12 protein-coding genes are annotated in these 14786 nt (G+C 69.0%); 5 read left to right on the top strand and 7 right to left on the bottom strand.

Going from position 1 to position 14786, the window contains the following annotated elements:
- Window positions 1–54: 54 nt before the first annotated feature.
- Together ACLJQ7_RS35740 and ACLJQ7_RS35735 are read right to left on the bottom strand one after the other, a co-directional pair.
- A complete protein-coding gene (locus tag ACLJQ7_RS35740; RefSeq protein WP_410652688.1) occupies window positions 55–2631 on the bottom strand; it encodes a glycoside hydrolase family 3 N-terminal domain-containing protein in 2577 nt (858 codons plus the stop codon).
- Between the two features lie 167 nt (window positions 2632–2798).
- Window positions 2799–3014: a hypothetical protein gene (locus ACLJQ7_RS35735; RefSeq protein WP_410652583.1), complete on the bottom strand. Its 216-nt coding sequence runs from the start codon at window positions 3012–3014 to the stop codon at window positions 2799–2801.
- Between the two features lie 141 nt (window positions 3015–3155).
- On the opposite strand from ACLJQ7_RS35735, the gene ACLJQ7_RS35730 reads away from it, so the two are divergent.
- Window positions 3156–3962, top strand: a complete 807-nt coding sequence (locus ACLJQ7_RS35730) for an NAD(P)H-binding protein (RefSeq protein WP_410652582.1) — start codon at window positions 3156–3158, stop codon at window positions 3960–3962.
- On the opposite strand, the gene ACLJQ7_RS35725 is transcribed toward ACLJQ7_RS35730, so the two are convergent.
- Window positions 3952–4902: an Lrp/AsnC family transcriptional regulator gene (locus ACLJQ7_RS35725; RefSeq protein ID WP_410652581.1), complete on the bottom strand. Its 951-nt coding sequence runs from the start codon at window positions 4900–4902 to the stop codon at window positions 3952–3954. The genes ACLJQ7_RS35730 and ACLJQ7_RS35725 overlap by 11 nt on opposite strands.
- A gap of 66 nt (window positions 4903–4968) precedes the next feature.
- Here ACLJQ7_RS35725 and ACLJQ7_RS35720 point away from each other — a divergent pair, with 66 nt between their 5' ends.
- Window positions 4969–6264, top strand: coding sequence for an MFS transporter (locus ACLJQ7_RS35720; RefSeq protein ID WP_410652580.1), 1296 nt, complete (start codon window positions 4969–4971; stop codon window positions 6262–6264).
- Here ACLJQ7_RS35720 and ACLJQ7_RS35715 read toward each other — a convergent pair.
- Entirely contained in the window at window positions 6245–6727 is a 483-nt protein-coding gene (locus ACLJQ7_RS35715) for an RrF2 family transcriptional regulator (RefSeq protein ID WP_410652579.1), read from the bottom strand. The two genes, ACLJQ7_RS35720 and ACLJQ7_RS35715, sit on opposite strands and share 20 nt — an antisense overlap.
- A 108-nt stretch (window positions 6728–6835) precedes the next feature.
- Between ACLJQ7_RS35715 and ACLJQ7_RS35710 the strand changes: the two genes are divergently transcribed.
- The gene (locus tag ACLJQ7_RS35710; RefSeq protein WP_410652578.1) at window positions 6836–7567 is read left to right on the top strand and encodes an SDR family oxidoreductase; all 732 of its coding nucleotides are present in this window, start codon (window positions 6836–6838) and stop codon (window positions 7565–7567) included.
- A gap of 94 nt (window positions 7568–7661) precedes the next feature.
- Here the strand turns inward: ACLJQ7_RS35710 and glpD are convergent, their stop codons facing one another.
- The 3 genes from glpD to ACLJQ7_RS35695 are packed head-to-tail and all read right to left on the bottom strand — an operon-like array spanning window position 7662 to window position 11733.
- The gene (gene glpD / locus ACLJQ7_RS35705; protein ID WP_410652577.1) at window positions 7662–9374 is read right to left on the bottom strand and encodes a glycerol-3-phosphate dehydrogenase; all 1713 of its coding nucleotides are present in this window, start codon (window positions 9372–9374) and stop codon (window positions 7662–7664) included.
- A 5-nt stretch (window positions 9375–9379) separates the two neighbouring features.
- Window positions 9380–10897 carry a glycerol kinase GlpK gene (gene glpK / locus ACLJQ7_RS35700; protein ID WP_410652576.1) on the bottom strand — a complete coding sequence of 506 codons (1518 nt, stop codon included), beginning with the start codon at window positions 10895–10897 and terminating at the stop codon, window positions 9380–9382.
- Window positions 10898–10911: 14 nt separating this feature from the next.
- Complete coding sequence (locus tag ACLJQ7_RS35695) at window positions 10912–11733, bottom strand: MIP/aquaporin family protein (RefSeq protein WP_034316663.1); 822 nt, start codon at window positions 11731–11733, stop codon at window positions 10912–10914.
- A 151-nt stretch (window positions 11734–11884) separates the two neighbouring features.
- Here ACLJQ7_RS35695 and ACLJQ7_RS35690 point away from each other — a divergent pair, with 151 nt between their 5' ends.
- Entirely contained in the window at window positions 11885–12652 is a 768-nt protein-coding gene (locus ACLJQ7_RS35690; RefSeq protein ID WP_007033228.1) for an IclR family transcriptional regulator, read from the top strand.
- Between the two features lie 13 nt (window positions 12653–12665).
- Window positions 12666–14618 carry a glycerol kinase GlpK gene (gene glpK, locus ACLJQ7_RS35685; RefSeq protein ID WP_410652575.1) on the top strand — a complete coding sequence of 651 codons (1953 nt, stop codon included), beginning with the start codon at window positions 12666–12668 and terminating at the stop codon, window positions 14616–14618.
- Window positions 14619–14786: the final 168 nt, after the last annotated feature.

The raw sequence follows: 14786 nt of genomic DNA, 5'->3' as shown, positions 1-14786 counted from the left end.
TGGGTCCCTCAAGGAGGCCTTCACGGACTTCGGTGATCACTCACGACCCAGGCGTCAGCTCAGACTCGAGCAAGGCCTCGCATCAGGGTCCTGCGCCCCCTTGGGCACCCACCGCACGTTGGCGAACGACGCGGAGAACCTGCCGTCGGTGTACACCAGGAACGGCGTGTTGACGTTCTCCAGATCCAGGCCGTTGGCGAAGCACGACACCGGGATCTTGACCGTCGACTTCGGCGCCCCCGCCAGGTCGGTGAACAGCTTGGTGGCGTTCACCTCGGAGAAGCACGGGTAGACGCAGTGCATGCTGATCACCGTCCGGCCGGCGGGCGCCTCGTGCACCACGGTGTCGAACTCCAGCGCCGCGTCGGCGTTGAGGTAACCCCGCAGGTCGTTGGTACCGGCCGGGTTCTGGAAGTAGAGCTGCGCCGGCCCGGTGCCGGTCCAGGTCGACTTGAGCCCGTCCTGCTGCACGTTGACATCCGACTGCACGACCCCGATCTCAGCGTGTGAAGCGGCGCCGTCGGGACCGATCTCGGTACCGCCCCAGTTCTCCGCCGAGCCGATGAACCCCTTGTACGGCGCGACATCGGTGCGGTTGAACACCTCGAGATCCTCGGTCGCCGTGCCGCCACCACCGGTCGAGCCGCACGTCACCGGCCCGGCCGTCTCATCCAGCTGACCGACGGTGACGCGCTGCCCGGTCTTGAGGCCGTAGCCGAGTTTGAACAGCGGGTCGTAATCGGCCGAGCCCGCGTTCAGCGGCGTCTGGCACGCGCTCTTCGGCCACGAGTACGGCAGCTTGCCCTTGAAACCGCCCCTGAGCAGAACGTCGGCGACGCCGCCGCCTTCGGTGCCGGGCAGCCAGGCCGCGACGAACGCGTCGGACCGGTTGATCTCCTTGTTCATGTACAGCGGGCGGCCGCCGACGTAGACGGTGACGACGGGAGCGCCCTTCCCGCGGACCTTGTCCAGCACGGCCAGATCCTCGGGGTAGAGCTTCGAGGCCTCCAGCGTCTTCCTGGTCAGGTCGCCGACGCCTTCCGCGTACGGGGTCTCACCGATGACGGCGATGACCGCGTCGTAGCCCTTCGGGTCCGTGTCGCCCTTCTCGTCGAAGGTGACGTTGACGTCACCAAGCTGCTGCTCGAGCCCCGCGAGGATCGACGTGGCGTTCGGGAAGTCGGCGTTGGTGTTGCCGGTCCCCTGCCAGCTCAGTGTCCAGCCACCGGTCTGGTTTTGGATGCTGTCCGCACTCTTGCCGACCACGAGGACCTTCGACTTCGGCTTCAGCGGCAGCACGTTGCCGTTGTTCTTCAGCAAGGTCTGTGACGAACGGACCGCGTCGCGCGCCAGCCAGGTCTCCTTCAGCGCCTCGTCGGAATTGGCGTAGGACCGGTCCGACGGCTTCTGCGACTCGTACAGCCCCGAGCGCAGCTTGACGCGCAGGATCCGGGTCACCGCGTCGTCGATCCGCGGAAGCGGGATCCGGCCGTCGTTCACCTGGGCGACGGTGTTGGCGATGAACGCCTTCCAGTCGTTCGGCACCATCACGACGTCGATGCCGGCGTTGATCGCCTGCGGGCAGGAAGCGTTGGTGCAACCGGGAACCTGGCCGATACCGTTCCAGTCGGACACGACTAGGCCGTCGAAGCCCATCTTGCCCTTGAGGATCTGGTTCAGCGCCTTGTCGCTGCCGTGCAGCTTGCCCTCGTCGATGCCGAGTTCGGCGTTGGTCCAGCTGTTGAACGACACCATCACGGTCTGGGAACCCGCCGCGAGCGCGCCGTAGTAACCCTGGCCGTGGACGTTGATCATCTCGGCTTCGGACGCCGGGTTGACGCCCTGGTCCTGGCCCTTGAGGGTGCCGCCGTCACCGATGAAATGCTTGGCGGTACCGATCACGCCGTTGTAGCCGATGCGTTTGGTCGAGCCGTCCTGGAGACCGTTGATCGCCTCGTAGCCGTAGGCCCTGGTGATCCGCGGGTCCTCGGAGAACCCTTCGTAGGTGCGGCCCCAGCGGTCGTCCTTCACGACGGCCAGCGTCGGCGCGAACGCCCAGTCCTGGCCGGTGGCGCGGATCTGCCGGGCCGTCGCCGCGGAGATGTCGCGCACCAGGCACGGGTCCTGCGCCGCGCCGAGCCCGATGTTGTGCGGGAAGACGGTGGCGCCGTAGACGTTGTTGTTGCCGTGCACGGCGTCGATGCCCCAGATCACCGGGATCTTCGTCCGGCTGCCTTTCGCGGCGTCCCAATAGGAATCGGCGAGCTTCAGCCAGTCCTGCTGGGAGGCGTGCTTGTCCTTGTTCGGCCACGAACCGCCGCCGTTGAGGACCGAGCCGATCGAGTACTGCCGGACCTCGTCGGGGGTGATCGCCGCGATCTCGGGCTGCGTCATCTGCCCGACCTTCTCCTCCAGGGTCATCCCTTCGAGGATCCGGGCGATCCGCTGCTCGTCATTACCCTTGCCCTTGAAGCGGCTCTCGACCTTCGGCCAGTCGGCGAGCGTCGGCAGGCTCTTCTCGATTCGGGCACAGCCGTCCCGGTCGACCGCGGGCTTCCCGATCACGGGCTGTTCGGCGGCGACGGCGGCGGGCGTGGCCACCACGGCCCCGCCGAGCAGCGTGAGACTCATCAAGGCGATCAGCGGACTTCGGCGCGCACGGGCACGTCTTGCCATGGTCTGGTCCATTCTGCGGGAGGCGGGGACCGGCCGATCCTCACCGGCCCCGGCGGCCGCGTCAAGAGTTTCCGACCGGTACGCCGAGTGTTAATTTTTGCCATGAACTAAGAGTCGGCGAGTCACCCGGCCACGCTCCCCCGATTCCGCCGCTTGGCGGTATACGGCAGCGCGAACAGGTAGAGACCGCTGGACATCAGCAGGAAGAGCGGCGGCAGTGGGGTGTAGAGGACCCACTGGGCCGGGTCGCCCTGTGTCACGACCACGAAGCACATGATGACGGTGGCGACGAAGACGAGGGACGTCCACCGGTGGAGCGTCCGGATCCGCTTGCTCACGAGAACCTCCTGGAGTCGTTTCACCTGTGGCGAAGACGCTAGGGATCCCGTGGGCACCGACGCTTCTCGATTCCTGATCGGTCCGCTTGACCTCCACATTACTTGAGCTTTTACCTTCACGGGAAACGAAGGGAATCACTCATGACCGTCTTGGTAACCGGCGCCACCGGGAACACCGGCCGCCACGTGGTGGCCGAACTCGTCCGCCGCGGGGAACGCGTCCGGGCGCTCTCCAGGAAGCCTTCCGCGGCACGGCTTCCGGCGGGCGTCGAACTGGTGGAAGGCACGCACACCGCGCCGGAAACACTCACCGGCGCCTTCGAGGGCGTCACCCGGCTGCACATCACCGTGACGGCGGGACTCGCCGACGTCGGCGCCGATCTGGTCAAACGCGCCGTGGACGCGGGGGTGCGGCGTATGACCATCGTTTGGGGCGGCTACGTCGGGCCGACGGAACAGGCCATGGCCGAATCCGGGGTGGAGTGGACGCGGCTCGAGCCGCAGGAGTTCATGTCCAACGCCCTGACCTGGACCGACTCCATCCGCACCGGGAAGGTGGTCCGCGAGCCGTTCGACCTTCCGAGCGCGGTGGTGCACGAGGGTGACATCGGCGCCGTCGCCGCCACCGCGCTCGTGGAGGACGGCCATTCCGGCAAGGTCTACAACCTCACCGGACCGGAACCGCTGACCACGAGCGAACGGATCGCGATCCTCTCCTCCGCGCTCGGCCACGACATCGCGCTGGAGCGGATCACGCGGCAGCAGGCGATCGACCGGCTGCTGGCCGAAGGCGTCTCGGTCGCGGACGCCGAGTACGTCGTCGGCTGGCACAGCGATCCGCCGGTGGAGGCGCGCACCGTGGTCGACACGATCGAGAAGGTGACCGGACGGCCCGCTCGCACCTTCGCGCAGTGGGTCGCCGAGCACGCCGATCGGTTCAAGCCGTGAGCGGTCCGACCGCCTTCACGATCTCCAGCACCGGCGCCGTGTGCACCGTGCGGATCGCGCGCAGCGCACCCAGCCGGCGCGTGAGGTAGTGGTGTAACGCGGCGGGATCCGGGCACAGCGCCTGCGCGGCCAGGTTGGTGGGTCCGGTCGTGGCGACGACGACGGCGAGCTCCTCATGAGTGGCCAGCGTCGTCGCCACCTCGTCGAGGTCCGCCGGCGCGACGGCCATCCACAGGAACGCCTGCGTGGTCGCGCCGTACAGCGCCGCACTGATCTCGACGTCGAAGAAGAGCGCGCCCCGCGCGCGCAGATCCGCCAGGCGGCGGGCCGCGGTCGCCGGGGCCGGCCCCGCCGCCGCGGCGAGATCCGCGATACTCGCCCGGCCGTCGTGCCGGAGGGCGGCGATCAGCGCGTGGTCCGCCGCGGTCAGCGGACTCTCGTCGGCGACGGATTCCGGCGACCGCAACGCTTCCTGCTGATCCTCCGTCAACGCGGCGACCCGCCCGCGCCACGCCGTCGGGCCGCCGAGGTAGGTGTGCAGGATGAAATGCGCGGACACCGCCGTGACGCTCGCGGTGCGCGGGATGTCGTGCAGCAGCATGGCGCTCCGCTCGTGTCCCGGCGTATGCGCGATCGTCACGATCTCCGTGCCGCCCGAGGCGAGCTTGACCCAGGACGTGTCCGGTCGCCTCGCCAGCGAACGCGCGAGCGTCCGCGCGGTGGCGGGCTGCGCGCTGAGCCGCACCAGCCACTGCGTCAGGCCCGTCCGGTCGGGATCGGGCAGGCCCACGACACGCAACCCGGATTCGGCGCGGAGCCGCTGGTAGCGCCGGGCGACGGTCTGGGTCGAGACACCGAGCACCGCGCCGATCCGGCTGAACGGCGCACGCGCGTCGATCTGCAGGGCGTGGATCAAAGCACGGTCTAGATCGTCGAGCATGGAATATATCGTCCATCCGATCCCAGTTAGTGGAACAGAAGTTATCTTCACACCACGCTCTTGATCATGCAACTGACGAAGACCCGATCGGTTCCACTCGCCGCGCTGCTCGCGGCGGAGGCGATGAACGTGCTGGACGCGACGATCACCCAGGTCGCCGGCCCGGCGATCCACGCGAACCTCGGCGGACCCGCTTCCGCCATCCAATGGTTCGGCGCCGCGTACACCCTCCCTTTCGCGGTACTCCTGATCACCGGCGGAAGGCTCGGCGACCTGCTGGGCCGCCGACGCGTGTTCCTGTGCGGCGTCGCCGTGTTCGCCCTGGCCTCGTTGTGCTGTGCGCTCGCACCGGTCACCGGCGTACTGATCGGCGCGCGAGTTCTGCAGGGCATGGCGGCGGCAGTGGTGATCCCGCAGACCTTCGGCTTGATCAAGGTCCTGTTCTCGGGTCCGGCGCTGGCGGCGGCGCTGGGCTGGAACGGGCCGGTGGTCGGGCTGTCCGCCGTGAGCGGGCCGCTGCTCGGCGCCCTGCTGACGGATCTGGTCTCATGGCGGGCGGCGTTCCTGGTGAACGTGCCGATCTCGATCGTGGTGCTCGTGGCCGGACGGCTGCTGCCGGAAAACCGCGCCGGACATCGGGTCCGGCTGGACGTGCCCGGCACCGTGCTCGCCTCGCTCGGCATCGGGCTGGTGGTGTATCCGCTGATCGACAGGTGGAGCTGGAGTCTCTTCGCCACCGGCGCCGCAGTGCTGGTGCTGTTCGGATTCCACCAGCGCAACCGCCGTCATCCCCTGGTCGAGCCGAGCCTGTTCGCGCACCGCGGTTTCCCCGCGGCGCTGGCGGCGTCGACCCTGTTCTTCGCCGTGATGAACGGGGTGATGCTCGTGGTCGTCCTGCACCAGCAGCTCGACGAGGGTCGCGGCGTACTCGCGTCCGGGTCGACGCTGCTGCCGTGGTCGGGCGGGCTGACGATTTCTTCTTGGGTGGCGGGCAAATGGCTCGTGCCCCGGTACGGATCGCGTGTCGCCTTCGCCGGTCTGACACTGCTGCTCGCGGGGATCCTGCTGGCGATCGCGGGCCCGCTGCCGGTCGCGCTCGGGATCGGCGGACTCGGTCTGGGACTGTTCACGGTGCCGTTCTTCACCGCGGCACTGTCCGTCGTCCGTCCACATGAGACCGGGTCGGCGGCGGGGCTGCTGAACGCGGTGCAGCAGGTGGGCGCGACGCTGGGCGTCGCGGTGCTCGGCACCGTCTTCCTGCACGGTCACTCCGTGGTTCGGGCGTTCTCGCTCGCGGCGGTGCTGGTGGTGGCGACCATGGTCGCGACCGCGCTGATGTCCGCTACCCCTCGGCGGCCTTGAACCAAGCGCCGATCCCGGCGAGCGCGCCCGGGCCGTAGTCGCCCCTGACGTCGTCGGCCAGATCCGCGATGGTGACGGCACGCAACGCCGCCCGCCACTGGGCTTCGGCGTTCGCCATCGCGCGACTGATGGCGCACGGCGCGGTGCACGCCTCGGGCGGCGTCGCCATCGGGCCGCGCTGCCGGATCTCGGTGCAGATGAAGGCCGGGCCGGGCCCGTCGATGGCCTCGACGACGTCGAGCACCGTGATCTCCGAAGGCGGCCGAGTGAGGACGTAGCCCCCGGCCTTCCCCTGCACCGACCGGATGAGGCCGGCCCGGGAAAGCGCCTGGAGCTGCTTCGCGAGGTAACTCGGCGAGACGTCGTGCAACTGCGCCAGGCGCGCGGCGGGCGCGGGTTCGTCGACCGAGGTCAGTACGACACAGCAGTGCAGGGCCCATTCCACCCCACCGGACATCTTCACCCGGACGACTCTAACCCGCCTCTTGACTCGGACACAATCTGTCCGAGTATTATCTCGGACATGAGTTGTCCGGGTTAACCGGGCGGCACCGACGAAGGGCACTGGGTCATGAAATTCGCGATCATCGGCGGGACCGGGCTGATCGGTTCGCAGGTCGTGCGCAACCTGAACGAGGCGGGGCACGAGGCGGTGCCGCATTCGCCGTCCACCGGGGTCGACCTGCTCACCGGCCAGGGGCTGGACAGCGCCCTCGACGGCGCCGACGTGGTCGTCAACCTCACGAACTCGCCGACCTTCGACGACGCCTCCCCCGCGTTCTTCCGGACATCGATGGACAACCTCGTCGCGGCCGCGAAGAAGGCGGGCACCGGGCACTTCGTGATCTTGTCGATCGTCGGCGTGGACCAGGTGCCCGAGCTCGACTACTACCGGGCGAAGACGCTGCAGGAGGACATTCTCAAGGAGAGCGGCCTCCCCTACTCGATCGTCCGAGCCACCCAGTTCATGGAATTCGTCGACGCGGTTCTGTCCTGGACCTCCGACGAGACCGCGGTCCGCCTGCCCAGTACGCCGATCCAGCCGATCGCCGCGGCGGACGTCGCCGCCGCCGTTTCCGAGGTGTCGGCCGGGAAGCCGCTGAACGGAACGCTCGACGTGGGCGGCCCCGACGTCTACCCGCTCGACGAGCTGGGCCGGATCACGTTGTCCCCCAAGGGAGACACACGTCCGGTGACCGTCGACGAGACGGCGGGCATGTTCGCCGCCGTCAAGGGCGACGTCCTCACCACGAAGGACGGCGCCCGTATCGCCGAGACCCGCTACCTGGACTGGCTGAAGTAGCGATCCGCTCGCTACTGCGAAGTCCGTGAAGGCCTCCTTGAGGGACTCTGGGTCCCTCAAGGAGGCCTTCACGGACCGGAACCACGAGCGGAGGTCAGCTCGGCAGCAGAGCCGGTGCCGCGAGACGGCTGGCGTTGGCCGCTTCGTCGTCCGGCTGGGCCTGGGCGGAGCGCTCCGCCTCGACCCGCGCGAGGTAATTGGCGACCTCGCGCTCCTGCTTGTGCGAGTCCCAGCCCAGCAGCGGCGCCATCAGCTCCGCCACCACCGGCGCCGCCGTCACACCGCGGTCCCGCTCCTCGATGGAGATGCGGGTGCGCCGCGTCAGGACGTCCTCCAGGTGCAGCGCGCCTTCGTGCGAGACCGCGTAGACGACCTCCGCCTTCAGGTACTCAGCCGTCCCCGGAATCGCTTCGCCCAGTTCGGGACGTTCTGAGATCGACTCCAGGATGTCCTCGATCGCGGTGCCGTAGCGCTGGAGCAGGTGCTCGATGCGGGCGATGGGCAGCCCCGCGCGCTGCACGAGCGAGTGCCGCGCGCCCCACAGCTCGTGGTAGCCCGTCGCGCCGACGATCGGCAGCCGCTCGGTCCATGACGACGGCGCGGGACGGCCGAGGTCCTCGACCGCGACGTCGACGGCGTCGGCGGCCATCACGCGGTACGTGGTGTACTTGCCGCCGGCCACGATCACCAGACCCGGCACCGGATGCGCCACGGCGTGCTCACGCGAGAGCTTCGTCGTCGACGTCGCCTTCGCGGCCAGCAGCGGCCGAAGCCCCGCGTACACGCCTTCGATGTCGTCGGCGGTGAGCGGCGTGCGCAGGACCGCGTTGAGGTGATCGAGCACGTAGTCGACGTCCGCCTGGCTGGCCGCGGGGTGTTCGCGGTCGAGGTCCCATTCGGTGTCGGTGGTGCCGACGATCCAGTGCCGCCCCCACGGGATGACGAACAGGACACTCTTCTCGGTGCGGAGGATCAGCCCGGTGTCCAGGTCGATCTTCTCGCGCGGCACCACCAGGTGGATACCCTTCGAAGCGCGCACGGTGAACGGCGCGGGGATACCCGCCGCTTCGGCCATGTCGTCGCTCCACACGCCGGTCGCCGCGACGACCGTCTTCGCCCGGACCTCGATCTCCGCGCCGCTTTCGCGGTCGACGACCTTGGCACCGACGACGCGTTCGCCGTCACGGATCAACGACGTCACGCGGGCACGGGTGAGCACGGAGGCGCCTTGCTCCGCCGCGGTCCGCGCGATCGTCATCGTGTGGCGCGCGTCGTCGACCTGCGCGTCGTAGTACTGGATGGCGCCGATCAGGGCGTCGTCCGCGAGGCCGGGGGCGACCTTGCCCGCGCCGCGCTTGGACAGGTGCCGGTGCCGCGGCAGGGCCCGCGCGCCGCCGAGGGTGTCGTAGAGCGTGACACCCGCGCCGATGTAGCCGCGTTCCCAGACGCGGTGCTTGAGCGGCACGAGGAACTTCACCGGCCGGACCAGATGCGGCGCCAGCGTCTGCAGCAGCAGGCTCCGTTCCTTCAACGCCTCACGGACCAGCTTGAAGTCCAGGTTCTCCAGGTAACGCAACCCGCCGTGGATCAGCTTCGACGACCGGCTGGAGGTGCCCGCGGCGAAGTCACGGGCCTCGACGAGTGCGACGGAGAGCCCGCGCGACGCCGCGTCGAGCGCGACGCCGGCACCGGTCACTCCCCCGCCGACGACGAGGACGTCGATCTCCTCGCGAGCGAGCTTGCGCAGCGTCTCGGCACGGTAGACCGGGGAAAGCGGTACGGGTGTCACTCTGTTCCTCCTGTTCATCGGGCTCACTCGACCTCGACCCAGTCGAGCGTGCGGCCGACGGCCTTCTGCCAGCCCGCGTAGCCCTCGGCGCGCTGTTCGTCCGTCCACGACGGCTCCCAGCGCTTGTCCTCGTTCCAGTTCTGTTCCAGCTCGTCGGTGCTCTTCCAGAATCCGACGGCGAGCCCGGCCGCGTAGGCGGCACCGAGCGCGGTGGTCTCCGCGACGACCGGCTTCGACACCGGCACACCGAGGATGTCCGCCTGTAGCTGCATGCAGAGTTCGTTCGCGGTCACGCCACCGTCCACACGCAACACGTCGAGCGGGACGCCCGAGTCGTTCTGCATGGCCTCGACGACGTCGCGGGTCTGGTAGCAGATCGCTTCGAGGGTCGCCCGCGCCAAGTGAGCGTTGGTGGTGGCCCTGGTGAGGCCGACGATCGCCCCGCGCGCGTCGGATCGCCAGTACGGCGCGAAAAGCCCGGAGAACGCGGGGACGAAGTAGACACCGCCGTTGTCCTCGACCTGGCGGGCGAGGCTCTCGCTCTGGGACGCGCCGCTGATGATGCCCAGCTGATCGCGCAGCCACTGCACGGCGGAACCCGTGACGGCGATCGAACCTTCCAGCGCGTACACCGGCTTCTCGTCGCCGAACTGGTAGGCCAGCGTCGTGAGCAGGCCGTGCTTCGAGCGCACGACCTCGTGCCCGGTGTTGAGCAACAGGAAGTTGCCCGTGCCGTAGGTGTTCTTGGCCTCGCCGGGGCGGAAGCACACCTGGCCGACGGTCGCCGCCTGCTGGTCACCGAGCACGCCGGTGATGGCGACCTCGCCGCCGAGCGGGCCGTCCGCGCGGGTGACGCCGAACCGGCCGTCGTTCGACGACGGCGCGATCGACGGCAGCATCTGCTTGGGGATGTCGAAGAACGACAGCAGTTCGTCGTCCCACTCCAGCGTTTCCAGGTCCATGAGCATGGTGCGCGACGCGTTGGTCGGGTCGGTCACGTGCACGCCGCCGTCGGGCCCGCCGGTGAGGTTCCAGATCAGCCAGGAATCGGTGGTGCCGAAGAGCGCGTCACCCTTTTCGGCGTCTTCGCGGACGCCGTCGACGTTCTCCAGGATCCACTGCAGCTTGCCGCCGGAGAAGTAGGTGGCGGGCGGCAGACCGGCCTTCCGCCGGATGACGTCGCCCTTGCCCTCGCGTTCGAGCGCCGAGGCGATCCGGTCGGTGCGGGTGTCCTGCCACACGATGGCGTTGCAGTACGGGCGCCCGGTCCGGCGGTTCCACACGACGGTGGTCTCACGCTGGTTGGTGATGCCGAGCGACGCGAGGTCGGCGGCGGTCAGTTTCGCCTTGTTGAGCGCCGTGGCGATGACCGAACGGGTCCGCTCCCAGATCTCGGTGGCGTCGTGTTCGACCCAGCCCGGCTTGGGGAGGATCTGCTCGTGTTCGAGCTGGTGGCGGGCGATCTCGTTGCCGCCGTGGTCGAAGATCATGAAGCGCGTGCTGGTGGTGCCCTGGTCGACGGCGCCGATGTAGTCAGGCATGATTCCCTCTCTCCTTAGGAAACGCGCTCGATGTCCTTGGCGGGCAAGGCTTCCGGTGCCGGGTCGGCGGGCAGGTAACGTTCGATGAAGAACTTGTAGATCGCACCGCCGATGACCGCGCCGATCACCGGCGCCACGATCGGGATCCACCAGTACGGATAGCCGTATTGGTCGGTGAACGCGGTGTCGTAACCGGTGAGCCAGGACATCAGCCGCGGGCCGAAGTCGCGGGCGGGGTTGATCGCGTAGCCGGCGTTGGTGCCCCAGGCCATGCCGATCGCGACCACCAGGAAGCCGACGACGACCGGGGCGAGGTTCGCGGCGGGCGCGGTGTTGCGGAGGTCGGTGATGGCGAAGATCACCAGTGCCAGGATCGCGGTGCCGATGATCTGGTCGCGGAACGCGCCCCAGTCACCCACCGGCAGGGTTCCGTTACCCGGAAGGGTGGAGAAGACACCCTGGGTCTTGATCGTGAGGCCGGGGTCGGCGGCGTTGAGCACCTCGGTGTAGTTCCAGCGCACCAGCAGCGCGCCCAGGAACGCGCCGGCGGTCTGCGCCAGGGCGTACGGGGCGACCTTGCGCCACGAGAAGCCCTTGAACACCGCGAGCGCCACGGTGACGGCGGGGTTCAGGTGCGCGCCACTGATCCGTGAAGCCACGTAGATACCGAGCGTGACACCGATACCCCACGCCCACGCGATGCTGTCGTGGTCCCCGATGCCCGCGGCGACGACTTGAGCCACCACCCCGCAGCCGAACAGGATGAGGATCATCGTCCCGACGAACTCCGCCGCCAGTTCGCCCGCCAGTCCGCGAGCTTTGAGGTTTCGCACCATTGCTTCCTCCACAAAGGACACCGTTGCCCTGTTGAGGCCGAAGTTAAGTTCGCGGAAACCCGGGGTCAACGGACGCCGGTCGGCATTGTCGAACACTCGAAGACGATGTTCGACATTGTCGAATCAGGGCCGGTCGGGCTACGGTTGAGCCGTGCCCGGTCCGATCCAGTCCATCGAGCGCGCCGCCGCGATCCTGCGGTTGCTGGCGCGCGGTTCAGGACGGCTGGGCGTCGGTGAGATCGCCGATTCCCTCGAACTCGCCAAGGGAACCGCGCACGGGATCCTGCGCACCCTGCAAGGGGTCGGCTTTGTCGAACAAGACCGTGACACCGGGAAATACCAACTGGGCGCCGCACTCCTGCACCTCGGCACGAGCTACCTCGACGTCAACGAACTCCGCTCGCGCGCGATCAACTGGGCCGACGCGCTGGCCGCGCGCAGCGGCGAAGCCGTACGGATCGGCGCGCCGCTGGAAGGCCGGGTCCTGGTGGTGCACCACGTTTTCCGCCCCGACGACAGCCTGCAGACCCTCGACGTCGGCACACTTCTGCCGCTGCACGCGACCGCGCTCGGAAAAGTGCTTCTGGCCTACGACACCGGTCTCGTGGCATCGTTGCGCACCGGCGAGCCGGAGGCCTACACCCGCCGGACCCTGGTTACCCAGACCGCGATCAAACGCGCCTGCGGCAAGGTGCGCGAGGCGGGGTGGGCGAGCGAGAACGGCGAGATGATCACCGGCGAGGCCGGGATCGCGGCGCCGATCCGCGGTCACGGCGGCATCGTGGTCGGCGCGATCGGGGTGTCCGGCGCGACGGAACGGATCTGTGAAGCCGACGGCAGCCCGATCCCGCGGCTGCTCGGCCACGTGCGCGACGCGGCACGGGCGGTCTCCCGCGATCTCGGCGCGTCCCGATGGTGATGGAGGTGCTCGCGTGGTCCAGCGCTACGTGATGTCGATCGACCAGGGCACCACCTCGACGCGGTGCATCCTGTTCGACGCGCGCGGCAGGCTGGTGTCGGTCGCGCAGCGCGAACACCAGCAGCACTTCCCCCGTCCGGGCTGGGTCGAGCACGACGCGACGGAGATCTGGCGCAACGTCGGCCGGATCGTGCCGCAGGCGCTCGCCGACGCCGGCGTCGAACCGGCGCAGGTGGCCGGCCTCGGCATCGCGAACCAGCGCGAGACGACAGTGCTGTGGGACAGGCATACCGGGAACCCGGTCGGGCGGGCGATCGTCTGGCAGGACACCCGCACCGACGCGATCCTCGAACAACTCGCCCGCGAGCCCGGCGCGGACCGCGTCCGGCGGCTGTGCGGGCTTCCGCTGGCGACGTACTTCTCCGCCCCGCGTATCCGGTGGATGCTGGAAAGGACCCCTGGCCTGCGGGAACGCGCCGAGCGCGGCGACGTGCTGTTCGGAACGGTCGAGAGCTGGCTGATCTGGAACCTGACCGGCGGTCCCGAGGGCGGTGTCCACATCACCGACGTCACCAACGCCTCGCGCACCATGCTGATGAACCTGCGGACGCTGTCGTGGGACGACGAGCTGCTGGAGTTCTTCGACGTCCCGCGCGCGATGCTGCCGGAGATCCGCCCGTCGGCCGAGGTGTACGGGACGACGTCACGGGTGGTGCCGGGGATCCGGATCGCGGCGGCGCTCGGTGACCAGCAGGCGGCGTTGTTCGGCCAGACCTGCTTCGCGCCCGGCGAGGCGAAGTGCACGTACGGCACGGGCAGCTTCCTGCTGCTCAACACCGGTCCGACGCCCGTGCTTTCGACCCACGGCATGCTGACCACGGTCGGCTTCAAGATCGGCGACGAGCCCGCCGTGTACGCCCTCGAAGGGTCGATCGCCGTCACCGGATCGCTGGTGCAGTGGTTTCGCGACGGGCTCGAACTGATCGGCAGCGCGCCCGAGATCGAGACGCTGGCGCGGACGGTCGAGGACAACGGCGGCTGCTACATCGTGCCCGCGTTCTCGGGTCTGTTCGCGCCGCACTGGCACAGCGAGGCGCGCGGCGTGATCGCCGGGCTGACGTCGTACATCACCAAGGGACACCTGGCCAGGGCCGTGCTGGAGGCGACGGGCTGGCAGACGCGTGAGGTCGTCGACGCGATGAACGCCGATTCGGGGCTCGCGCTGTCGACGCTCAAGGTGGACGGCGGGATGACCGCCGACAACCTGCTCATGCAGTTCGTCGCCGACGTCCTCGACGTGCCGGTGGTGCGCCCGATGGTCGCCGAGACGGTTTCGCTGGGCGCGGCGTACGCGGCCGGGTTGTCGGTCGGGTACTGGCCGGATCTGGAGGGTCTGCGCCGGAACTGGCACCGTGCCGGGCAGTGGCTCCCGACGATGGACCCCGCCCGCCGCGACAGCGAATACTCGCACTGGCGCCAGGCCGTGGAACTGACGTTCGGCTGGATGCGCCCTGGTCCGACCGCCGCTCCCCCTGGCTCCGACCTGGTCGAGGTCGTCCTTGCCGATCACCGCCGGATCGAACAGCTGTTCCGCGACCTCCGTAACGACGAGGCCGATCGGCCGGCACTGATCGCGGAACTCTCGGCGGCGCTCGTCGCCCACGCGACCGCGACCGAGCGGATCGTCCGTCCCGATGCGACGGAGCGCGGGCTCGCGGACGAGCTGCTGGCCGTACTGGAAGCCGCCGACCCCGAAAAAGCCTTGGCGGCACTGGAGAATTCGGTGGACGCGCATATCCGTACGGAGGAACGCGGGTTGCTGAACGGCCTCCGGCGCACACTGTCCACTTCGGACCGTACCGGCCTCGGCCGGGCGTTCGTGGCCGAACGGCAGCGGCAACTGGACCTCGACTGCGGCTCCGCCGCGCACCTCCGGGAACAAGGGGCCAGGCTGCGGCTCTCGTGACGTGCTAGCCTGTCGCCGTGCGCCGCTGGACTCGACTCCGCTTTACCCGACTCGTAGTCAAGCGCGCCGGCTGAAACCAGGTCGCCGGCGCGCATTCCGGCGACCCCTCGACACGGGGCATCTCCCGGGACCTGGCCCTCCATGGCCTGTACGTTTCCCGCCCTTGGA

Origin of the sequence: Amycolatopsis sp. cmx-4-54 (assembly GCF_046548895.1) — a bacterium.
Classification (GTDB): domain Bacteria; phylum Actinomycetota; class Actinomycetes; order Mycobacteriales; family Pseudonocardiaceae; genus Amycolatopsis.
Note: the sequence above shows the minus strand (reverse complement) of the source record. Positions and strands in the feature narration are given on the sequence as shown.

Bases quoted from the DNA above. Each gene is read 5' to 3' on its own strand.
- ACLJQ7_RS35740 (WP_410652688.1), bottom strand. From the start codon at position 2,631: ATGAGTCTCACGCTGCTCGGCGGGGCCGTGGTGGCCACGCCCGCCGCC.
- ACLJQ7_RS35730 (WP_410652582.1), top strand. From the start codon at position 3,156: ATGACCGTCTTGGTAACCGGCGCCACCGGGAACACCGGCCGCCACGTG.
- ACLJQ7_RS35725 (WP_410652581.1), bottom strand. From the start codon at position 4,902: ATGCTCGACGATCTAGACCGTGCTTTGATCCACGCCCTGCAGATCGAC.
- ACLJQ7_RS35720 (WP_410652580.1), top strand. From the start codon at position 4,969: ATGCAACTGACGAAGACCCGATCGGTTCCACTCGCCGCGCTGCTCGCG.
- ACLJQ7_RS35710 (WP_410652578.1), top strand. From the start codon at position 6,836: ATGAAATTCGCGATCATCGGCGGGACCGGGCTGATCGGTTCGCAGGTC.
- glpD (WP_410652577.1), bottom strand. From the start codon at position 9,374: ATGAACAGGAGGAACAGAGTGACACCCGTACCGCTTTCCCCGGTCTAC.
- glpK (WP_410652576.1), bottom strand. From the start codon at position 10,897: ATGCCTGACTACATCGGCGCCGTCGACCAGGGCACCACCAGCACGCGC.
- ACLJQ7_RS35695 (WP_034316663.1), bottom strand. From the start codon at position 11,733: ATGGTGCGAAACCTCAAAGCTCGCGGACTGGCGGGCGAACTGGCGGCG.